The organism is Paraglaciecola chathamensis S18K6 (assembly GCA_000314955.1).
Taxonomy (GTDB): domain Bacteria; phylum Pseudomonadota; class Gammaproteobacteria; order Enterobacterales; family Alteromonadaceae; genus Paraglaciecola; species Paraglaciecola chathamensis.
Genome location: BAEM01000033.1, coordinates 76,007 through 94,630, shown reverse-complemented (window position 1 = coordinate 94,630; position 18,624 = coordinate 76,007). Strand labels below are relative to the sequence as shown.

17 protein-coding genes are annotated in these 18,624 nt (G+C 44.0%); 7 read left to right on the top strand and 10 right to left on the bottom strand.

From position 1 onward, the window contains the following. Position 1 precedes the first annotated feature (1 nt). The 3 genes from GCHA_RS11460 to GCHA_RS11450 all read right to left on the bottom strand — a co-directional run bounded on the left by GCHA_RS11460 (position 2) and on the right by GCHA_RS11450 (position 3,108). The gene (locus GCHA_RS11460) at positions 2–1,126 is read right to left on the bottom strand and encodes a 4-phosphoerythronate dehydrogenase (RefSeq protein WP_007988311.1); all 1,125 of its coding nucleotides are present in this window, start codon (positions 1,124–1,126) and stop codon (positions 2–4) included. Between the two features lie 336 nt (positions 1,127–1,462). Further along, complete coding sequence (locus GCHA_RS11455; protein ID WP_007988309.1) at positions 1,463–2,356, bottom strand: alpha/beta fold hydrolase; 894 nt, start codon at positions 2,354–2,356, stop codon at positions 1,463–1,465. Next, positions 2,356–3,108, bottom strand: a complete 753-nt coding sequence (locus GCHA_RS11450; protein WP_007988307.1) for a class II aldolase/adducin family protein — start codon at positions 3,106–3,108, stop codon at positions 2,356–2,358. Before GCHA_RS11450 ends, GCHA_RS11455 begins: the two co-directional genes overlap by 1 nt. A 95-nt stretch (positions 3,109–3,203) precedes the next feature. Here GCHA_RS11450 and GCHA_RS11445 point away from each other — a divergent pair, with 95 nt between their 5' ends. From GCHA_RS11445 to GCHA_RS11425, 5 genes are all read left to right on the top strand, one after another. Further along, positions 3,204–3,896 (top strand): Crp/Fnr family transcriptional regulator, encoded by a 693-nt coding sequence (locus GCHA_RS11445; protein WP_007988305.1) that lies wholly within the window; start codon positions 3,204–3,206, stop codon positions 3,894–3,896. 245 nt (positions 3,897–4,141) lie between these two features. After that, positions 4,142–5,158: a hypothetical protein gene (locus GCHA_RS11440; protein ID WP_007988304.1), complete on the top strand. Its 1,017-nt coding sequence runs from the start codon at positions 4,142–4,144 to the stop codon at positions 5,156–5,158. Next, positions 5,158–5,817 (top strand): hypothetical protein, encoded by a 660-nt coding sequence (locus GCHA_RS11435; protein ID WP_007988303.1) that lies wholly within the window; start codon positions 5,158–5,160, stop codon positions 5,815–5,817. Before GCHA_RS11440 ends, GCHA_RS11435 begins: the two co-directional genes overlap by 1 nt. A gap of 13 nt (positions 5,818–5,830) precedes the next feature. Then, a complete protein-coding gene (locus tag GCHA_RS11430; protein WP_007988302.1) occupies positions 5,831–7,831 on the top strand; it encodes a putative bifunctional diguanylate cyclase/phosphodiesterase in 2,001 nt (666 codons plus the stop codon). A gap of 391 nt (positions 7,832–8,222) precedes the next feature. Beyond that, a complete protein-coding gene (locus GCHA_RS11425) occupies positions 8,223–9,152 on the top strand; it encodes a DHH family phosphoesterase (RefSeq protein ID WP_007988301.1) in 930 nt (309 codons plus the stop codon). Between the two features lie 16 nt (positions 9,153–9,168). Here the strand turns inward: GCHA_RS11425 and GCHA_RS11420 are convergent, their stop codons facing one another. The 4 genes from GCHA_RS11420 to yejK form a co-directional block, all read right to left on the bottom strand. Beyond that, positions 9,169–9,687, bottom strand: a complete 519-nt coding sequence (locus tag GCHA_RS11420; RefSeq protein ID WP_007988300.1) for a VC2046/SO_2500 family protein — start codon at positions 9,685–9,687, stop codon at positions 9,169–9,171. A 177-nt stretch (positions 9,688–9,864) separates the two neighbouring features. Continuing rightward, positions 9,865–10,674, bottom strand: a complete 810-nt coding sequence (locus GCHA_RS11415; protein ID WP_007988299.1) for a M23 family metallopeptidase — start codon at positions 10,672–10,674, stop codon at positions 9,865–9,867. Next, the gene (locus GCHA_RS11410; protein WP_007988298.1) at positions 10,667–11,542 is read right to left on the bottom strand and encodes a 6-carboxytetrahydropterin synthase; all 876 of its coding nucleotides are present in this window, start codon (positions 11,540–11,542) and stop codon (positions 10,667–10,669) included. The genes GCHA_RS11415 and GCHA_RS11410 overlap by 8 nt, the downstream gene beginning before the upstream one ends. A 149-nt stretch (positions 11,543–11,691) precedes the next feature. Next, positions 11,692–12,741, bottom strand: coding sequence for a nucleoid-associated protein YejK (yejK, locus tag GCHA_RS11405; protein WP_007988297.1), 1,050 nt, complete (start codon positions 12,739–12,741; stop codon positions 11,692–11,694). A 174-nt stretch (positions 12,742–12,915) separates the two neighbouring features. On the opposite strand from yejK, the gene GCHA_RS11400 reads away from it, so the two are divergent. Together GCHA_RS11400 and GCHA_RS11395 are read left to right on the top strand one after the other, a co-directional pair. After that, complete coding sequence (locus GCHA_RS11400; RefSeq protein WP_007988296.1) at positions 12,916–13,134, top strand: YejL family protein; 219 nt, start codon at positions 12,916–12,918, stop codon at positions 13,132–13,134. Between the two features lie 8 nt (positions 13,135–13,142). Continuing rightward, positions 13,143–14,672 carry a DUF3413 domain-containing protein gene (locus tag GCHA_RS11395; RefSeq protein ID WP_007988295.1) on the top strand — a complete coding sequence of 510 codons (1,530 nt, stop codon included), beginning with the start codon at positions 13,143–13,145 and terminating at the stop codon, positions 14,670–14,672. A 68-nt stretch (positions 14,673–14,740) separates the two neighbouring features. Here GCHA_RS11395 and GCHA_RS11390 read toward each other — a convergent pair whose 3' ends face one another. From GCHA_RS11390 to fabB, 3 genes are all read right to left on the bottom strand, one after another. Continuing rightward, the gene (locus tag GCHA_RS11390) at positions 14,741–15,592 is read right to left on the bottom strand and encodes a putative RNA methyltransferase (protein ID WP_007988292.1); all 852 of its coding nucleotides are present in this window, start codon (positions 15,590–15,592) and stop codon (positions 14,741–14,743) included. 76 nt (positions 15,593–15,668) lie between these two features. Next, positions 15,669–16,865 carry an MFS transporter gene (locus GCHA_RS11385; RefSeq protein WP_007988290.1) on the bottom strand — a complete coding sequence of 399 codons (1,197 nt, stop codon included), beginning with the start codon at positions 16,863–16,865 and terminating at the stop codon, positions 15,669–15,671. 364 nt (positions 16,866–17,229) lie between these two features. Next, on the bottom strand, positions 17,230–18,444 hold the full coding sequence (fabB, locus tag GCHA_RS11380; RefSeq protein WP_039992407.1) for a beta-ketoacyl-ACP synthase I: 1,215 nt from the start codon (positions 18,442–18,444) through the stop codon (positions 17,230–17,232). Positions 18,445–18,624 lie beyond the last annotated feature (180 nt).

Here is an 18,624-nt window from a genome sequence, read left to right as displayed (position 1 = left end):
CTTATTTACGGTTGAATCCGAGTGCGTAGATTGCCTCTGATCCAGGATAATTTCCAGTATTTACGCTAAGTGCAGCGAATTCTCTTCGAATAGAATAGTTTTTTCGGATATATCTAAATTGATCTGGTTGCGCAATGGTGTTTTTAAATTGCGCTGAGTCCATACGGATATCATAAACACTGAGCACCAACGCACTGAGTAGCGCCTGCCCTTCAAGGGTTTCATCAAGGTTAATACAGTTCGGCTGTGGTGACGGTAAATAGTCACTAAGCTTCTTCGTCGCATCAAACCCAAACTGCTCACAAACTTGTTGATAGAGCATTTCAGTACCACGGGCTTTTCCTTCAACGGTATGCCCAGCAATGTGCGCGGTGGCTAATGCAATATACGGCACAAGCGCTTGGTCGATATCTGGCTCGTTCTCCCAAACATCTAATACGATATTCAGTTTACGGCCTGCTACAAAACTCGCTAATAGCGCTTTGTTATCAATCACTTCACCTCGACAAGCGTTAATCAAAAGCTGGTCTTCCCGCAACTGAGCGATGCGAGACGTGTCAAACATGTGCTCTGTGTTGTACTTACCGCCTTCAATAAGGGGAACATGTAGACTAATAATATCGCACTGCATGATGGTATCCATCGTAACGAAGTCCCTACTGTCACCGGCATCTGCCAATGGGGGATCGCATAAATAATACTGAATACCAAGCGCGGTCAATTTCTCGCTTAAGCGAGTGCCGACATGCCCTGCCCCTACTATACCAACGGTTTTATCGGTTAGCTGCCAATCGAGTTTTTCCGCCATTACAAATAAAGCGCTCAACACATATTCGGCAACCGCAACAGCATTGCATCCCGCTGCAGATTGAACGGCTAAGCCACGACTTTGCAGATAGGCTTTATCTAAATGGTTAGTGCCGGCGGTTGCGGTGCCTACGTATTTGATAGCTTTATTAGCATCAAGAAGCGCTGCATTAACCTTAGTGGTCGAACGTACCAATAGCACATCGGCGTCTGCGACAAGTTCGGCATTGACATCTTTATGAGAAAAAACCTGGCTATCACCTAGTCCTGCAAAAAATTCAGCAGCGTAAGGTAGACTGTCTTCATAATAAATTTTCACCAGATAGGCTCCATGACACGCCAGCGAAATAGCGCTGCGCCCGAATACGCGTTAGGTTCAGGCTTAAAAAAAGAGCGCAAGTATGCCACGGCAGGACCAGAAGCTAAATGCCCAGAAAGAATTTTATGTACTGATTTGACAATGGTCTAATCACTTTCCTCTTGGTCCGTAATTTTACAATCCTGTGGTTTACTATTCGTCTAAGCCCTATTTATCTAAGGACTATTTGGATAATGCCTAGTTACTATCTAAGTGCGGGCTAGTTGCTATCTAGCTTCGGATTAGTTGCTATCTAGCTGCTATCTAGCTGCTATCTAGCTGCTATCTAAGTGCTCGCTAGCCAAGATGATTGACGAATGCTAGGTAGAGAGCGGTGACCTCTTTTGGCGCTTCAAGTTGAGGATAATGACCGACTTGCAAGGCATAAGTTTGCGCATGGGGTAATAGGTGTTCAAACTGGTTCAACATATGTTGGCCCGATATTGGATCATGCACACCATTAATAAAACACTGGGGCACCGATGTGTGTTGCATGGCGTTAATCCAGCGAGAGGCCTGAGCTTTACGCTCATCTATATATTTCAATAAATGTGGAAGCACACGTTTTCCCTGTTTCCATTCCAGCAACGCATACAAGATCGCAATGTGCGCAGCGTCAGGCGGGCTACTAGGGCCAAATATTTTAGCGAAACTGCGGTGCAAACTACTTTGACTCATGAACCTTGCCATAAGCGGCCCCAAAGGGCTTTTAAGCAGTTTTTGCGTTAACAGTGGACGGTGACAATCAGCGAATAATCCGCCATTCAAATAACAGACACTTTGAATACTCAAATTTGAGCGCTTTTCAGCATGGCGAGTCAATAACTCTTGTGCCACTGAATCACCGTAATCATGGGCTAAAATATGGCATCGCTTAATATGCAATTGCGCCAACAGCACTTCGAGAATATCCGCTTGCTCAAGTAAACTGTAATCGTGTTTATTGGGTTTATCTGACAGCCCGAAGCCCAGAAGATCGAGACACACTAAGCGATATTTTGGGCGTAATACGTGCCATTGATTGTGCCAATCCCAAGCAGCACTGGGGAAACCATGGATCAATAAAACCCACGGCTCGTCATTTTCAACCGCCACTGCATCTTGTGCAGTCCAGTATGCGATTTTGTGTTCACCAATTTGCGCGTAACTGGCACTCGCTTGATACTGCTCAAAATTGGGAAAGCGCTCCATTATTGGTCATAACCAGGATTGGTTCGATCGAGTTGACGTAAAATACCCGGCCAAGCAAGCGCGCCGCCAGCAGAGCGAGTAACTTGTTGTGCTTGGGCTCGAATGCCCGCCAATATTTGTTCAGGGATGGGTATCAGTTCTTGACCAGACGCTTGTGCTTGTAGTTGTATTTCACACGAGCGCTGCAGTAAAAACATTCCCAAAAATGCATCCGCGATAGAATCAGCGCACGTCAGCAAGCCGTGGTTGCGTAATATCATGAAATTAGTGCTGCCAAGGTCAGCCACCAGACGCTTTTTCTCATCAGGGTTTAACGCAACCCCTTCATACTCATGATACGACATAGAAGACAGCGCAAATAAAGACTGCTGACTTAAAGGTAAAAGCCCTTGTTTCTGGGTCGAGACCGCGATACCGGCCGTTGTGTGCAAATGCATAACACATTGCGCATCTTCGCGTGCTTCATGCACCGCACTGTGGATCACAAAACCTGCCGGATTAATATCATAATCAGACTCCATGACCTTTTCGCCTTGCAAGTTCACTTTAACTAAACTTGAAGCCGTTACTTCGTCAAACATCATACCGTAGGGGTTAATTAAAAAATGATGTTCTGGCCCCGGCACACGGGCTGAGATATGAGTAAAAATCAAATCATCCCAACCATAATGGGCCACCATACGATACGCAGCCGCTAAGTCGACTCTGGCTTTCCACTCTTGCTCACTAACCTGTTGCTTTACTGCTGACATAAATTTGCTTCTTTAGATTGTTAAATTTGTGTCAACAACTTAATCTACAGGTAAGTTACAAACTGTCGCTAATACGACAATTCAAGATAATTCCTATGCATTTAGACACAATTAGACCCATTCTTAGTCAGAGCCCTTGGTTTAAATCACTTCCGCAAGACATTATCGAGCAACTCGTCACGGCAGCGAAATTAAAGCGCCTTGAAACAGGGCAACTTGTTTATCAGAAACATGATTTAGGTGACGGTTTGTACTGCGTAATGTCAGGTAAGGTCCGTTTGAGTAATGTAACCCTTGAAGGCAAAGAGCTAATTTTAACCTGGATGCAACCAGGGAATTGGTTTGGCGAAATATCCTTGTTCGACGGATTGCCCCGTGCTCATGATGCGCATGCTGAAACACCCTGTGAGCTATTGAAAATATCTAGCCATGACTTCAAAGCACTATTGGTAGAACACCCAACACTGTACCCGCATTTCATGCGCCTGCTTTGCCAACGCATTCGCACCACATTTTCGTTTATCGATGAAACCGGAAGCTTATCGTTAAAAGGCAAATTGTGTGGACGAATTCTGTTATTAGCCGAGGGGTTAGAACATCAGGCACCCATCGAAAATGGTACCACCTTACGCATCTCCCAAGAATCGCTTGCCTTAATGCTTCACAGCTCTAGACAAACCGTGAATAAATTACTCCAAGAGCTGCAAGCGCAAGATGTTATTCAAGTTCACTATGGCCAAATGACGATTATTGACTACATGAAACTTAAAACCCTGTGTCAAATATAACGTGGCCGTACCTCGCAGCGAAGTGCTGAGGATAAAACCACAGATTCACAAACTAAAAGTTGGCGATAAAACCAAGTCTGATTTATATCTATGTCTAATATGAAAAAGTAAGTTGGCCAGCTAGAGTTAAACCTGTGCACATGACCTAGATTGACAAGCATCAAGTATTCACGAGCAAAGCGGTTCAACTTATAATTAAAAAGCATATATTTGCTTGGGTAGAATATTAAGGAAAGTAGTATTTCATGCAGATTTTTTTCCCCGGGCCTCAACACATTCTTGCTCTTTTTTTAAGCTGCATTCCATTTATCCTCAATGCCGAGAACCTCGGTAGCGACTTGCTGGGAGACAACGCGCGCTGGTCTGTTGATGCGTCTGCTAGACTCAATCGCAACACAGATACCCAGCACAATGCCTTTACTTATGTATTAGGGCTAGACGTGCACAAGGTGTTCAGCCATAAAAATAGGGACATAGGCACCCTGATGTTTCAACCGTACTTGGTATCATTAAATAACGCTTCGTCTGTGCCATTCTTCTTCGACGATGGTGATGATACTCAACTGACTTGGCGCATCACCAACTTTAATTTTACGGCCTTAGCTCAAGGCAGACTCAATATAAAACTAGGCCATTTCGAAATTCCTTATGGCTTAGAGTATCAGGAAGATACCAATGGAACGTTACGGCAATTCACATTTGGTGACCGAGGGATAAAAGCCGATTGGGGGATGTCAGTGAACGGTATTTTGCCTTATCTAGAATATGAAATCGCATTCACCAGAGGCTCAGGAAACGAGCTAACCAGCTCCCATAACCCGCACATTTTTTCAGGTCGTATTGGTTCACCGAGTCAGAAAAATATAACGGCAGGTTTTTCTTGGTTTTACGGAGATGTGTTGACTGGTTCAGGCACTACCGAGCATAAAAAGTTAGGGGTAGATGCTTCATATTTTTACTATCAGTGGCAATTTATGTTTGAGTCATCTATTGGCCAAAAAGCAGGGAACGATACCCAAAATAGCTTCGCCGAAATTGCTTGGATAGGCGCCAAAGAGCAATTTAAAAGTTATATGCAACTGGGTTATCAAAACATTAAACAAATGAATAAAAAAGATTCTGCCAGTTACTGGGTAGTGGGTATGCAATGGCAAAATGCGTACGGTTTTGACATAAGCGCACAGTTTAAACATAAATTAAACGCAGCACCTACACTTAACATAGAGCCTGACTTAAGCATTCAAATGAGATACAGATTGTAATGGCAAACATTCAAGTAAAAAAACCAGCAGATCTTGCAAAGGCAAGTCTGGCAAAATTAGCGGCTTTTTTTGCGCTTACATTTTTTATGCTCACAATAACATTTCCCTCTCAGGCCGCGTTCTGCTCATTGCGCGATCCCATCTCGGCTATCCAAGCTTTATACAGTCAAGAGTATCAATTTAGAACTGTGGTAACCGATGTTACCGAAGCAGATCGTGAGCAAATGAAGCAGCAGCTACCCTTCACTATCCATCAAAGCGAAGTCGCTAAGCACACCTTATACGTCTTGTATAAAGACCAAAAAGCAGAAGGTTTTTTACAAGCACGTTCTGAATGGGCAAAGTGGGGGCTCGTTGAAATCGCTTGGGCTATCAATTTAGACAGGACCTTAAAAGGGTTTTATTTCCAGCGCTGCAGAAGCCCACAATGTAATGACACAGTGACCCGAAGCATCAGTCATGTAATTCAAGGCAAATCATTTTCTCAATTAAAAAGCTTATTAAGTGACGATGGGGAAACGCTTTCCGCTTACGGTCAGTCAGTATTTCCCATCGCACCTAGATTAGCATTGCTTACCTTGCGATCAGCACTAAAAACGCTTGCCATTACCGATATCAGTTGGAGAAAAGATCTACAAAATCTAGCCATAGCGCATTAACCGAAGGACAAAAATGAGAATAAGAAGTTACCTCGCCCTATTAGTCTGCGCATGTTTGCTGGGCGCTTATATACTAGAGCAAGTCTTAGCTTATCGCTTTAACAGCGTGCAAACTCTAGAGAGTGAGCACAATGAAAGTTTGTTGTGGCAAAAGGATCTTCAACGGATAGAAAACACCACTTCACAATTCTTAGTTTCTGCAGACCTTGTTATCGGCTCAGGTAACACATACCTGATTTTTGGCGCTAAAAATATGGGTGACTACCTCATAAAAGAACTTGCGCAAATGCAAAGCCATAACCGATTCCCGCCATTGTCAAAAAAGATATCAGAATCTGAGACCTTAGTGGCAAATATCAACGATGTATTAGTCGAAGTGCTAGACCTCCCCCCGAATGACCTGCAACAAAGCCTAGGCCAATTACTGGAGCAATATGATCCTATCAGCCTTTTACTTTCGCGAAACATCCAGTTTTTAACACAGGAAACCAGTAATACTATTGAAAACGAAGCGCGGTTTTTGCAGGCGGAAAAACAGCGAATGGAAGAAGTCAGTTGGATCACCAGAATAGGCTTCTTTCTGGCGATTATCGCCCTATGGTGGTGGGCTAACAGCAGGATCTGTAAGCCATTAAATGGCTTGATTTATTCATCTCATCGAGCACTAGCCGGCCATGATTTTGAGGCGACCAAGCGGGCCCCGACTGAAATATTAGAGCTAAGCAACGATTTCAAACACTTAACAGAGACCTTATTTCACCAAGCGTCACACGATCCCTTAACCGAGCTACAAAATAGGCGAGCATTCGAGCGCAACCTCAAACAAGTTATTCAGGACAATCAGCACAACTACTTTTTATGTTTTATCGATTTAGATTATTTTAAAACAATTAATGATACGTGTGGTCATGCTGCAGGAGATGAGATCCTCGTTAGCGTTGCGCGTATTTTAAAAAGTAATGTGCGCAGCAATGATATAGTTGCGCGTCTCGGGGGAGATGAGTTTGCTATTCTCATTTTAGATTGTCCCTTTGAAAAGGCCCTGCAAATTGCAAATAATATCAAAGAAAATATACGTACTCTAACCTATCACTGGGAAGGTGAAACCTTTCATTTAAGTGCCAGTATCGGCGTCGCCCCAAAAGTAAAGCATAACAGCACCACAGATTTATTAAATGCCGCGGATGTAGCCTGTGGTTTAGCAAAAAGTGCAGGACGCAATACAGTGCGTCTATACGATGCAAGCCAAGAGAAGGCCAATAACAAACAACAGGATATCCTATCGGTACATCAAATTAATAACGCCTTAAAAAATGACCAATTCATCCTTTATAAGCAGGATATTCTGCCCTTACAAGACAACCAGAGTGGCCACTATTTTGAAATATTGCTGCGCATGAAAGGGGTTGATGGAAAGGTCATTAGCCCTGCAAGCTTCTTGCCCATCGCTGAACGCTATCGATTAACAAGCCAAATCGATACTTGGGTGGTCAGCGCCGTTTTCGCGCATTTTCGTCAACACCAAGATCAACTTGAAAATATCTATATGATTTCTATCAACCTGTCTGGTCATTCAATGAATGATCACGAATTAGAAACCTTCATTATCGACAAAGTTAAAAAAGGCGGGATCCCCGCCCATAAGTTGTGTTTTGAGGTGACCGAGACGGTGGCAATTGCCAATATCAAGCGCGCTAAACTATTTATAGAAAACATAAAAAAACTTGGCTGTAGCTTTGCATTAGATGATTTTGGTAGCGGCCACTCTTCCTATGCCTATCTGAAGGAGCTGCCCACAGAGAAAATAAAGATCGACGGTACAATTATCGCGAATATGATGGACAACCCGTTAGATTACACCACAGTTAAATCTATTTGTGAGATCGCCAAAGCAGCCAATCAAGAAATTATTGCCGAATTCGTCGAAAACGAAAAAACCGTAGACGCATTAAAGAAACTAGGAGTTGATTTTGCTCAGGGCTATCATTTTAACCGCCCAAGTGAATTACGCTAAATCGTGCGTATTACCCATGGACACAATTGAAAAAGCCGCGACATGAAAAACATGCTGCGGCCGGGGATGATACGACAGTTCACTAGGCTGTCGAAAGGTTAGTCGCTAAAAATAGGCAGAAAGTTTAATTGAAATTAAAAAAAATATTTTGCTGAAGATTTAATTACCCTAACTCAGCCTTCAATCAAGTAATTTTTTTACCTCCAGTAAGAATGACTTATCTCTGTATTAGACTAAATATCAATACTTTTCAGAGATTTACTTTTTGAATAATCTGTTATTACGTTTTAGACTGATTGAATACAAAGTAATAATTTTTCGCCCAAATCGATACCATCGAGAGAAATGAAAATACGTTTTTATCTCTCCAATCCACAACCAAGAGAGCATTATGTCAAACAGTACTTTTCGACTCATCACCCGCAGCGATTTTGACGGCTTAGTATGTGCCGCTTTGCTGAAAGATATGAACATGATTGACGATATTAAATTCGTTCACCCCAAAGACATGCAAGACGGCAAAATTGAGGTAGGGCCTAGAGATATTCTCACTAACTTGCCCTATGTAGCAGGTTGCCATATGTGTTTTGATCACCATCACAGTGAAACGATGCGTAACGAAGCACACGACAATCATGTCATTGACCCATCGGCCCCTTCTGCTGCTCGCGTGGTATATGATTACTATGGCGGTAAGAGCAAGTTCCCGAAAATTACTGATGAGCTGATGGATGCTGTTGACAAGGGAGATTCAGCCAACTTTAACCAGCAAGAAGTCCTTGACCCTCAAGGCTGGGACTTAATGAACTTCTTAATGGATGCGCGCACCGGCCTAGGACGTTTCCGAGAATTCACCATTTCTAATTACAATTTAATGATGGAGCTTATCGACTGCTGTTTAGATCTCAGCGTTGATGAAATTATTCAGCTTCCTGATGTGCAAGAGCGCATCAAAATCTATCAAGAACATCGCCCACTTGCGATTGAACAAATTAAACGTTGTGCGACGATAAAAGATAACTTAGTAATTTTAGATTTAAAAGACGAAGACCCAATATACGCCACCAACCGTTTTATGATTTATGCCCTATTCCCTGAGTGCAATATTTCTATTCACAAAATGTGGGGCTTCCAAAAACAAAACGTGGTTTTAGCGATCGGCAAGTCTATTCTGAATAAAAGCTCCAACACTAATATTGGTGAAGTGTGCTTAAAGTATGGTGGTGGCGGGCACGAAAACGCCGGCACTTGCCAAATTCCGACGGATAAAGCGGACGAGGTATTACAAGAAATTACACAAAAAATTAATCAAGACGGTTAGTAAAAGCCTCCCCAAATTAGGCCTGCATTTGCAGGCCTATTTCTTCCAGCAAATCAAAAATGCCGGTTTCATCGACTTTAATTTCATTATTCAAATCACTTCTGTGCTCTGCATAACGATTTGCATATCGCGTTTGAGTATAGGTATCACTATTTTCAAATATCTCATCATCGATATGAAACGCATCATTGTGCAACGACAATGGCTGGGGGTGCATTGCTAACCACAACTGAGCATTACGAATGCCATCACCATGCAAAATCTCAGTAGTGGTATCAGCCAAAAGCCAGTCTTGGGCAAGTGCTTGTAGATGGCTTTCTGGGTAGTATGAAGTCACTTCATCTTCGGGCCAGCTGGCTTCAGCGTTTACCGGGCCAATACGCGGGCGAGCCAATATATCTTGCTGCAGCATTGATAACAGCAAAGCGAACTTTTCTCCTTGCTGCGACGCACGGTTAAGCGCTCCGCTAAATTCAAGATCTAACGCGGCCTGATTAACAGCTTGCTTATTTTGTGTTGCTTGTGTTTCCTGCAAACCTAGCTCACCAATGGCTCCCTCGGTGAAAACGGGGGATACGAGAATGATTAATTAATTAGGTTATCGCTCGAGCGGGCTAATTCTTGAGGGGCACAACTGGGGAAGTTGTAAATGAAGCGTTTAAATTCACGAAAGCACACGCCAGTCAGTAAACCTGACTAACGATTCGCTTCTTTAGCGTTTAGGGACTAATAACGCTGGATCAATTCGCACATTCATCCAGTTCATTCGCCAATCTAAGTGCGCACCAGTGACGCGGCCTGTGGCGCCTATTTCAGCCACTAATTGTCCCTGCTTTACGTTGTCCCCTGCTTGCACTAACCCTTTGCTTAAATGCAAAAAAGTAGAAGAAACACCTAGCCCATGGTCGATAATCATCGTACCGCCTGAATAATACATATCAGGCACAAACAGGGTAACTACGCCATCAGCTGGGGCGTAAACAGGTGTGCCCGTTGGCGCAGCCACATCCACACCGTAATGGGGGCGTTTCGGCTGACCGTTGAGCACTCTTTGACTGCCATACACCCCGCTAATTGGGCCTTGAGCAGGCCATATAAAATCTTGAGAGAAATCAGTCCGCACGTCACGACGTGACCGTGCAGAAGCAACTTGCACATTATCTTGACGAATTTTATCCAATACTTCTTGAGGCGGTGAAACCATTTTACTAGGTAATCCCTCAATACGCTGTATATCGTATTCTCGTGAGGTTAACTTAATGTTTTTCTCATGTTTATTGCCTTCTGGGTCACGCCATGTGAGCTGATGTTCTAACTCAGCATCACGGCTAAACCCAAAAGCAAAGTGACCATCATCACTTATCAATATTGGCTTGCCGTCTAGCCAGATTTCACTGCCAGAAGGAGCGCTGCCTCTAAGTAAACTGCCTTGGGTTAACTCCCCTCGTAGCTCTAGCATCTCGGCCTGCGCGCCCATCATAAACATTAGGTTGATAAACGCCCCAAAGATATATTTATGCATAAGCAATGGCACCTTTACCGACGCCTTCAAACGCAAACACCTTAAATTCACTGTCGGGCACTAAACGCTTTTGTTCATCAGCAATGTACTGTGCAAGGCATTCAACCGTGGTATCCGTGTCGACCATTTCTGTTTCAGCTTTAGGAATAGCTAACTCAAACCAGCCCTGGGAAGACTCATAGCCAAATAAGAAATGCTCTGAAAAGTCAGTATCACTTTTCACAAAGTTAACCTTGTCAGCGCTAACTAAATCTTCGTTAGAGCCTACGTATATATCGCACCAGCGCTCTGCCCAGTATTGTTGCCACTCTTGGCTTTCATGTTGGTTCTCCACAATAGTAATTTTCGAGCGATGTCCGTGGGCTATCCGCTGGCAATTACCATCGTGTTTCTTCAAACCGTGGGTATAGTGGTAGTACGGCGTCGTTATGACTTCAGCGCGTAATGCCAACTCTAGCCCTGCAACATTGTCAGGCAAATGCGTGGCAATAACTTGTTTTAGATATTGGCTAACTGATGACATGGTCACGTGCTTGGAGTACACAAAAGCATATGCTTCTGAGGGGCAGTTAAGATGGATAGAGCGGCCATCTGGGCGCATAAAATCCACACTGACTCTGTCATTCTTTTCATCTCGCAGAATATGGCTATATTCATGCTCAACGGGGATCAGCAATTTATGGTCGACATATTCGTCAATCAAGTGCTTAAGCTGCTTTTTAACCTTAGAAAAATCGAGCACCATGCTCTCTTCATTTAAATCGCCGTCTAATACGACGTCGACTATCCAACTTTCTCCCACCATGCCGCGCTTAGGGCACAAATAGGAAAAATCCATAACGGTTAAATCGTTAACGAATAATTGCATAAAACAGACTAAATACCTTAGTTAACACAATGAGTGTTGAGAAAATGAGTAGTTTATTACGAGCTTAGTATATCGCGGGTATGAAACTTTATCATGTGTTTACACCAGCCATGCTTTTCAGGCTGGTGTATTTTCGACCTAAATAATGGTTACTTTTGAGCCTTTAGCAACTGATCTTTCAAATTTGGCGGAATACCCTTAATCATCAGCGTGTCTGAGCCCGCATCATAATGCACTCGTTCACCATATAAATTACGCTCGAAACTCAAACTAATACCGCCCCCCTGGCCGCTGAATTTTGCTAAGGTTTTCAGCGCACTACGATCCGCTTGAAAGGTTTCTTCAATAGGGGTTTCACTGTTCGCGACAAACTGATAGAAGTCATCTCCTTCCGGCTCTTTCGGCAGCTTATCGGCTAATTCTTTAAGTTGAATGTCTTCACCAGCGTCAAGTTTCTCTTTGTAATACTCAGAAACAGTTTTGCGGGTCGCATTCTTTTCGCTGGCATCCATTTGTTCAGACGCTAAATACTCATCCACCGAGCTAAGCAACTGTTTATTCTGCTGCTTAATATCGACCAATTCTTCACAGCCTAAAAACTGCATAAAGAAATCAGACACCTTGCGTCCCATTCGACCTTTAATAAAGCTGATATATCTATTTTGCTCAGGTGTAGTCGATAGCTGGGTGAGGTCGATACGTACCGCGAGTTGCATTTTAGCTAAATCTAAGTGGTCGCTACTACTCAGCTCTAGTTCACGGTTAATTTCAACGTGTTGCTTGGTGTTTAAAATGGCAATCATCAGGTACTCAGTGGCAAGAAACTCATAATGGCTAAACACCACAAAGCCGGTTTCTATACTTGCCATGTCTGTCATTGTTTTTTTCAGCATCTGGCTACTTTGAATACTAAAATCAACAAAGGTCTCGGGATCGTCAAGCATCGCAGTTAACTGTGCTTGAAACGGACTGACAGGAATATCTTCACCCTCTTCGTCTTTGGCCGGCTCAGCACCTTGCTCTATAAACCCACCAACTCCTTTCCCCGGCTTTGTATTAAAGGCATGGTTAATTTGCTGGGCGAGATCTTCTATTTCAGGGGTAACAGAAAAACAGCTATTACGCGGTACAAGCGTTAGTTGTTGCTGTTCATTAATCGCTAATTGATGTACCACAAAGTGACGAATGAGTGCGCTCACGTTGGCTCCTTTATCTTGGTTAAGGGTCTGCGCTTCAAAAGCATAAACCTAAAATGGTTCTTGTTGGACGAATTACGCCCTTTTCAATGACTATTTATCTACCTACACTGCGCATTACTCGCATTTTGAGCAGACCATTGTTACTATCTCGCCATTACTATTGAGAGAAAAAATATGCCTCAAAATTCTAAATATTCGGATACCCAATTCGAAAACCTTATGCACGACATCATCATCGCACTGGAAAAGCACCAAGCCGGACGAGATTTATCATTGATGGCGCTGGGTAATGTCATCACAAATATTTTTATGCAACAGGTCAACGAAAGTCAGCGTAGTGAAATGGCTGATAAGTTTACACAAGTACTTTTAAAAAGTATCAATGCTAAATAGATAAATTCATGATTTTAACAGAAACGCCTAGACGTAAATTAGTCACGCAGTTAGTTACTTGGGGTCATTGGTTTGCGCTTTCAAATATGATACTGGCGATCGCGATTGCCAGTGTGTACATATTTAGCTCGCCTGCTCCTGAGACGCCATTGGGGATCATTTATTTACTGTCCAACTGGATCAGTCATATAGGGTTTCTGACTTTCTTTGGTTTTATCATTCTCATTCTGCCCCTATGTTATTTGGTGCCAAATGCCCGAACAGTTAAGGTCATTAGTGCAATATTGGCGGCAGTGGCCTTAGCCATGTTGGGTTTTGATGCCCTGCTGTACAACAAGTATGGGGTGCACTTAAGTTTCGCTACCGCAGAGATGCTCAGAAGTGAGGCCAACGTCGCTCGTTCGGTGTTAAGCTGGCAGAGATGGGCGTTCTTTTTTCTGATCTTTTTGTTCTGGTTATCGGCGCAGTTAGTACTTGCTAACGCACTGTGGAAGCGCGTAGCGCGCTTGCAAAAGCGTAAACTCGCCTTGCCCATTAGCAGCTTTTTCGTCGTCTGTTTTGTGTCTAGCCATGCTATGCACATTTGGGCTGACGCGAACTTGTATCACCCTATCGTTCAGCAAGATGATCTGTTCCCTTTGTCTTATCCTGCGACGGCGAAAACATTAATGTCCCGTTATGATTTGCTCGACAGAGACAACTACGAACAGCGTCTTGAGCTACAATTTGATGATAGAGTCAGTCAAATTAACTACCCTTTATCTCCTTTGTATTGCTCAGTTTCAGGGCAAAAGAAAGTCTTAATGTTAGTCAATACTGATGCGCCTGGCAGCGCTTTTCAAGCAGCATTAACCCATAACATACCGCTCTATGCAGGGCAGTCTTCTACGGCTGCTAATCAGCGTAGTTATTTATTTGGCCTGCCCGAGCTTTATCATTCTGTGCTAGCAAAGAAAACACCTATTTTGCTTGATCTGCCTTCAGCGTTAGGGCTTAACGTTGGAATATATGCTAGTGATTTAGACGCGGGCAAACAAAGCAAGCAGTTTAGCCAGCAATGGGCAGACTTTGAACAAGGAGTGACCTCAGCGACAACGCATCTCGCCATTGGTTTTATTAACAGTGAGCAACTCAGCGCCATACTCGCTACCCCACAGGTAATGCGGCAGTATCAGGTGTTAGTCGTAACGCGAAATGAAGCAGGCGGGAATAGCCTATTCAGTAATACTGAACTATTTTCTGACTTTGCCAGCAGCGAAGATTTAGCCCCTACCATATTGAATTTACTGGGTTGCAACGCGCCTACGCAAAATTACAGTACGGGGCGAGATCTAAGTCACCCTGGGCGTGACTGGTTAGTGACAACACATGAGCGCATGGTTATCGTCATGCAAAACGATAAACGCATCGAAGTTTCTAGTAACGGCAACAGCAAAGTGTATAACTTGTTAAGTGGCAAAGAATTAGCTGATGAAGCTGATACACGATTATTAAGCCAAGCCATTAAACGGTTAAGCAGTTTTGCAACAAATCCTTAAGCACTAAACCTTAGGCACTGAACCTTAATAATTTCCTAAGCCTGCAAATGCAGGCTTTTTTGTGCCCTTTATCCGGCTTTGCGTAACAAGCGCAACGAAAAATGCGCACTGACATGCGTTAATAACTCCTTAATGCGCTGGGTATTTTCGACTGATGTCGACCAGTAATATGGTGTCATCATCAGTAGGTTCATGCGCATATCAGGGGTGGCTAAATCAAAGGAAAAGGTTAAGGTCTCTTCATGGGCAAGTTCGAATCCATCTGGCACAGCAGGCGGCGCCTTGTGCTCAGCAGGGGCTGCATACACACACGCTTTTAGCTCAGCCAGATGCTCAGGAGCTGGGTTAACTTGCAACCACAGACCCTTGTCAGCCAAAATGCGTAAAACTTCTTGCTCACTACTTGGCGCGAACACCTGAATCACGCCTTGTTGGCTAGCATCAGGCACGGGAATAGCAAAACTGCTCGCAACACAAAATGCACTTTCAGGGTACTTTTTCGCTGCTTTTTGCACTGCAACCTTAGAAATATCTAACCCAGCGCCGACCACTTTTATACTTGAAGATTCAGCGTTGAGCGTCGTCAAAATGCGCTGTAAATAATAACCTTCACCACAGCCTGCATCGAATAGCGAAGCTGGGGCATTGGGCTCAGTGCTGACGGATGAGTTACTGGCTAAATACGTTGCCAATAATTCGGCCATTTTACTCGCTAATGGTTGGTAATGACCTTGCTCCAGAAATGAGCGTCTAGCGTTGACCATCTGCTTATTATCACCAGGCTCTTTACTGTTTTTATGCTGAGCAAGCAGTAAGTTAACGTAACCTTCCTTTGCCATATCATAGGTATGCCCAGCGTCGCATTTATAAGTACGTTCAGTTAAAAGTAACGGTGACTGACAAGCAGGGCAAATCCACATGGTATTTCTCAGATGTTTAAAAGGCGCAGTGTAGCAGAATATACCTTTGCTTTTGCGCCCAAGTCAGGGTTGTTGATTAATTTACGCCTAGTTTAACCTGAGCAATATGACGCTTAACAAACCGGCTATACGCCCACGTCATCGCCCACAGCCATGCTCCACCGATAGGGATCACCCAGAATGCAGTCACTAGCGGCGCATAATGCGCCCAAAGCCCAGTACTAAATGAAGCGACCTGCACACCAATTGAAGAACCAATAACGCATAGCCCTGAGATAATCGGCCCTTTATCACTGTCTACGTCCATAGCGGCCGAAAGCATTAGCGGGAACAATCCACCTAACCCCAAGCCCAACATGAAATTACCCCATGACATCACCACAGGATCAACCGCTAATTTAATCATAAAGCAGCCTGTTACCATGATGGTGGCCAAAATTAGCATCAAACGATGTGACGTAAGCCATTTAAGTAATAAAGCAAACACAAGCCGACTGACCACCATACCAGCGGTAAAAAAGGCGAATATCAAGCGCGACTGCTCGCCGCTAAAGCCGTGTCCATTTTGTGCGTAACTGACAAACCAATTGGCGTTCCCAAACTCCACCATGCCGTAACCAAAGGCAGCGAGGGCCAAAAATATAAACACTGGACGGCGAATAATGTCGCCATAAGAAAGACTTTTACGGTTCTTCTTCGCCTCCTCTGGGGCAACAAGTTTTTTACCTTGATGGGCCACGCGCCAAGTATACACAGCCAGTACTAACATACCGGCGGCTAATATGCGCAGCGGCCAGCGCCAGTCATGCTCAATTAAATACAAGCCAGAGACAAAAAACGGTGCGGCCAAAGTACCAAGACTAAACATGAAATCCATGAAGCCCATCATGGCAGAGCGCCGCTCAACATGTAGGCGCGCAATCACCGTGTGCCCTATGGTGAACAAGCTCGACGCAAACATCCCTAGCACTAGCGCCCCAATGAGCAACCAAAACCAATGTTGCACAAATGAAATAGCCAGCAACAAGAGCAATACGCACACAAGCAGCACCGCAAAGAGCGACATAAAATCAAATTTTTGTGCGTATTTTCCACCCAATATGGCGCCGAGGATCATGCCTATAGATATCAAAGTAAAAAAGGCGCCACTGACCACTTCATTCATAGCAAGGTTTTGTGCTAAATCGGGCAGCAATACTCCCCATAAAATAAACACCATGCCCAAGAAGAAAAACCCAGCAAAGATGACAGACGTAGCCGCACGGCGATCCATAAATACTCCAGTCTAAAACCCGTTGAATAATGAGAACAAAAGAAAAGCTAAGCCCTGAAACGTAAATTCAAGGTTGCGTTAATTTGATTTAGTTGCGCGCAAGGTAACCAACTTAGCACCACTGTTGCAATGCTAATCTTTCATAATGGGATTGATTTATTCCGTGATTGCAAATTCATAAAATATTGTTAACGCTGTCAGAACAAGTATGCATATTTTCTAACACAAACCAGAGGGTTTCTAGGAGCGTGTAATGCTTTCTCAAGAAGCAAGAAATTGCATTTGAAACCTAATAGCCGATGCCTTAGACATAAAAAAGCCCGCTAAGCGTAGCGGGCTTTCTCATAATTGATGCGCTGGGCTACTAGCCTTTGTAGCGTTGCATCACCAAAGTACAGTTTGTGCCACCAAAGCCGAAGCTATTTGACATAACCGTATTTAACTTGGCATCGCGGGTTTCGGTCACCACGTCCATACCTTGTGCCGCTTCATCTAAGGTTTCAATGTTGATAGAAGGCGCAATAAAGTCGTTTTCCATCATCAATAAACTGTAGATAGCTTCGTTAACGCCGGCAGCGCCTAATGCATGGCCTGTCATCGCTTTTGTTGCACTCAGTGGCGGTACTTTGTCACCGAACACTTCACCGATGGCCCATAGCTCTTTTACATCGCCTACAGGAGTTGAAGTACCATGCGTGTTGATATAATCAATTGGTTCGTCCACGCCGTTCATTGCTTGTTGCATGCAACGAATAGCGCCTTCGCCTGATGGTGCAACCATGTCTGCGCCATCTGAAGTTGCGCCATAACCTACAATTTCGCCGTAAATTTTCGCACCACGGGCCAAGGCATGTTCTAGTTCTTCAACTACAACCATACCGCCACCGCCAGCACCAACGAAACCATCACGGTTTGCATCATAAGTGCGCGATGCCGTGCTTGGGTTGTCATTGTATTTAGTTGAAAGTGCGCCCATGGCGTCAAATTCCATTGATAAAGTCCAGTGCAGCTCTTCACCGCCACCAGCAAAAATAATGTCTTGCTTACCAAGCTGGATTTGCTCTAGAGCATTACCAATACAGTGCGCACTGGTTGAACAGGCTGAACTAATTGAGTAGTTAACACCTTTAATTTTAAACGGTGTGGCTAAACAAGCAGACACAGTACTGCCCATACAGCGCGTGACCATATAAGGGCCAACACGACGTAAACCTTTTTCACGCAAAATATCAACTGCGCCAACTTGATGCTGAGAAGACGCACCGCCTGAGCCGGCAATGATACCGGTGCGAACGTTTGAAACCATTTCTGGTGTCAAACCTGAATCTTCTACCGCTTGCTGCATCGCAATGTACGCATAGCCAGCCGCATCGCCCATGAAGCGTAGCGTTTTACGATCAATATGCTCAGATAGGTCAAGATTAACCTTGCCCCATACATGGCTGCGCATGCCATTTTCAGCAAATTCTTCAGAATAAGTGATGCCAGAACGCCCTTCTCTAAGAGATTTCGTGACTTCAGTTTTGTTGTTACCAATGCTAGAAACAATGCCTAGCCCGGTGATAACCGCTCTTCTCATGATAAACCCTTCAAGCAAAAAATTGCCGCTTTTAAAATTGCCGCATATGGTAACGATTTTCGCGATGTAACTGGTCTGCTCTTTTGCGTAACGCAATTATGCACAGCTGCTGTACAACACATCGTTACCGGTTAGGAATAGCAACGCTATTTGGTTAACACTATTTGGTTTGTGTAGACT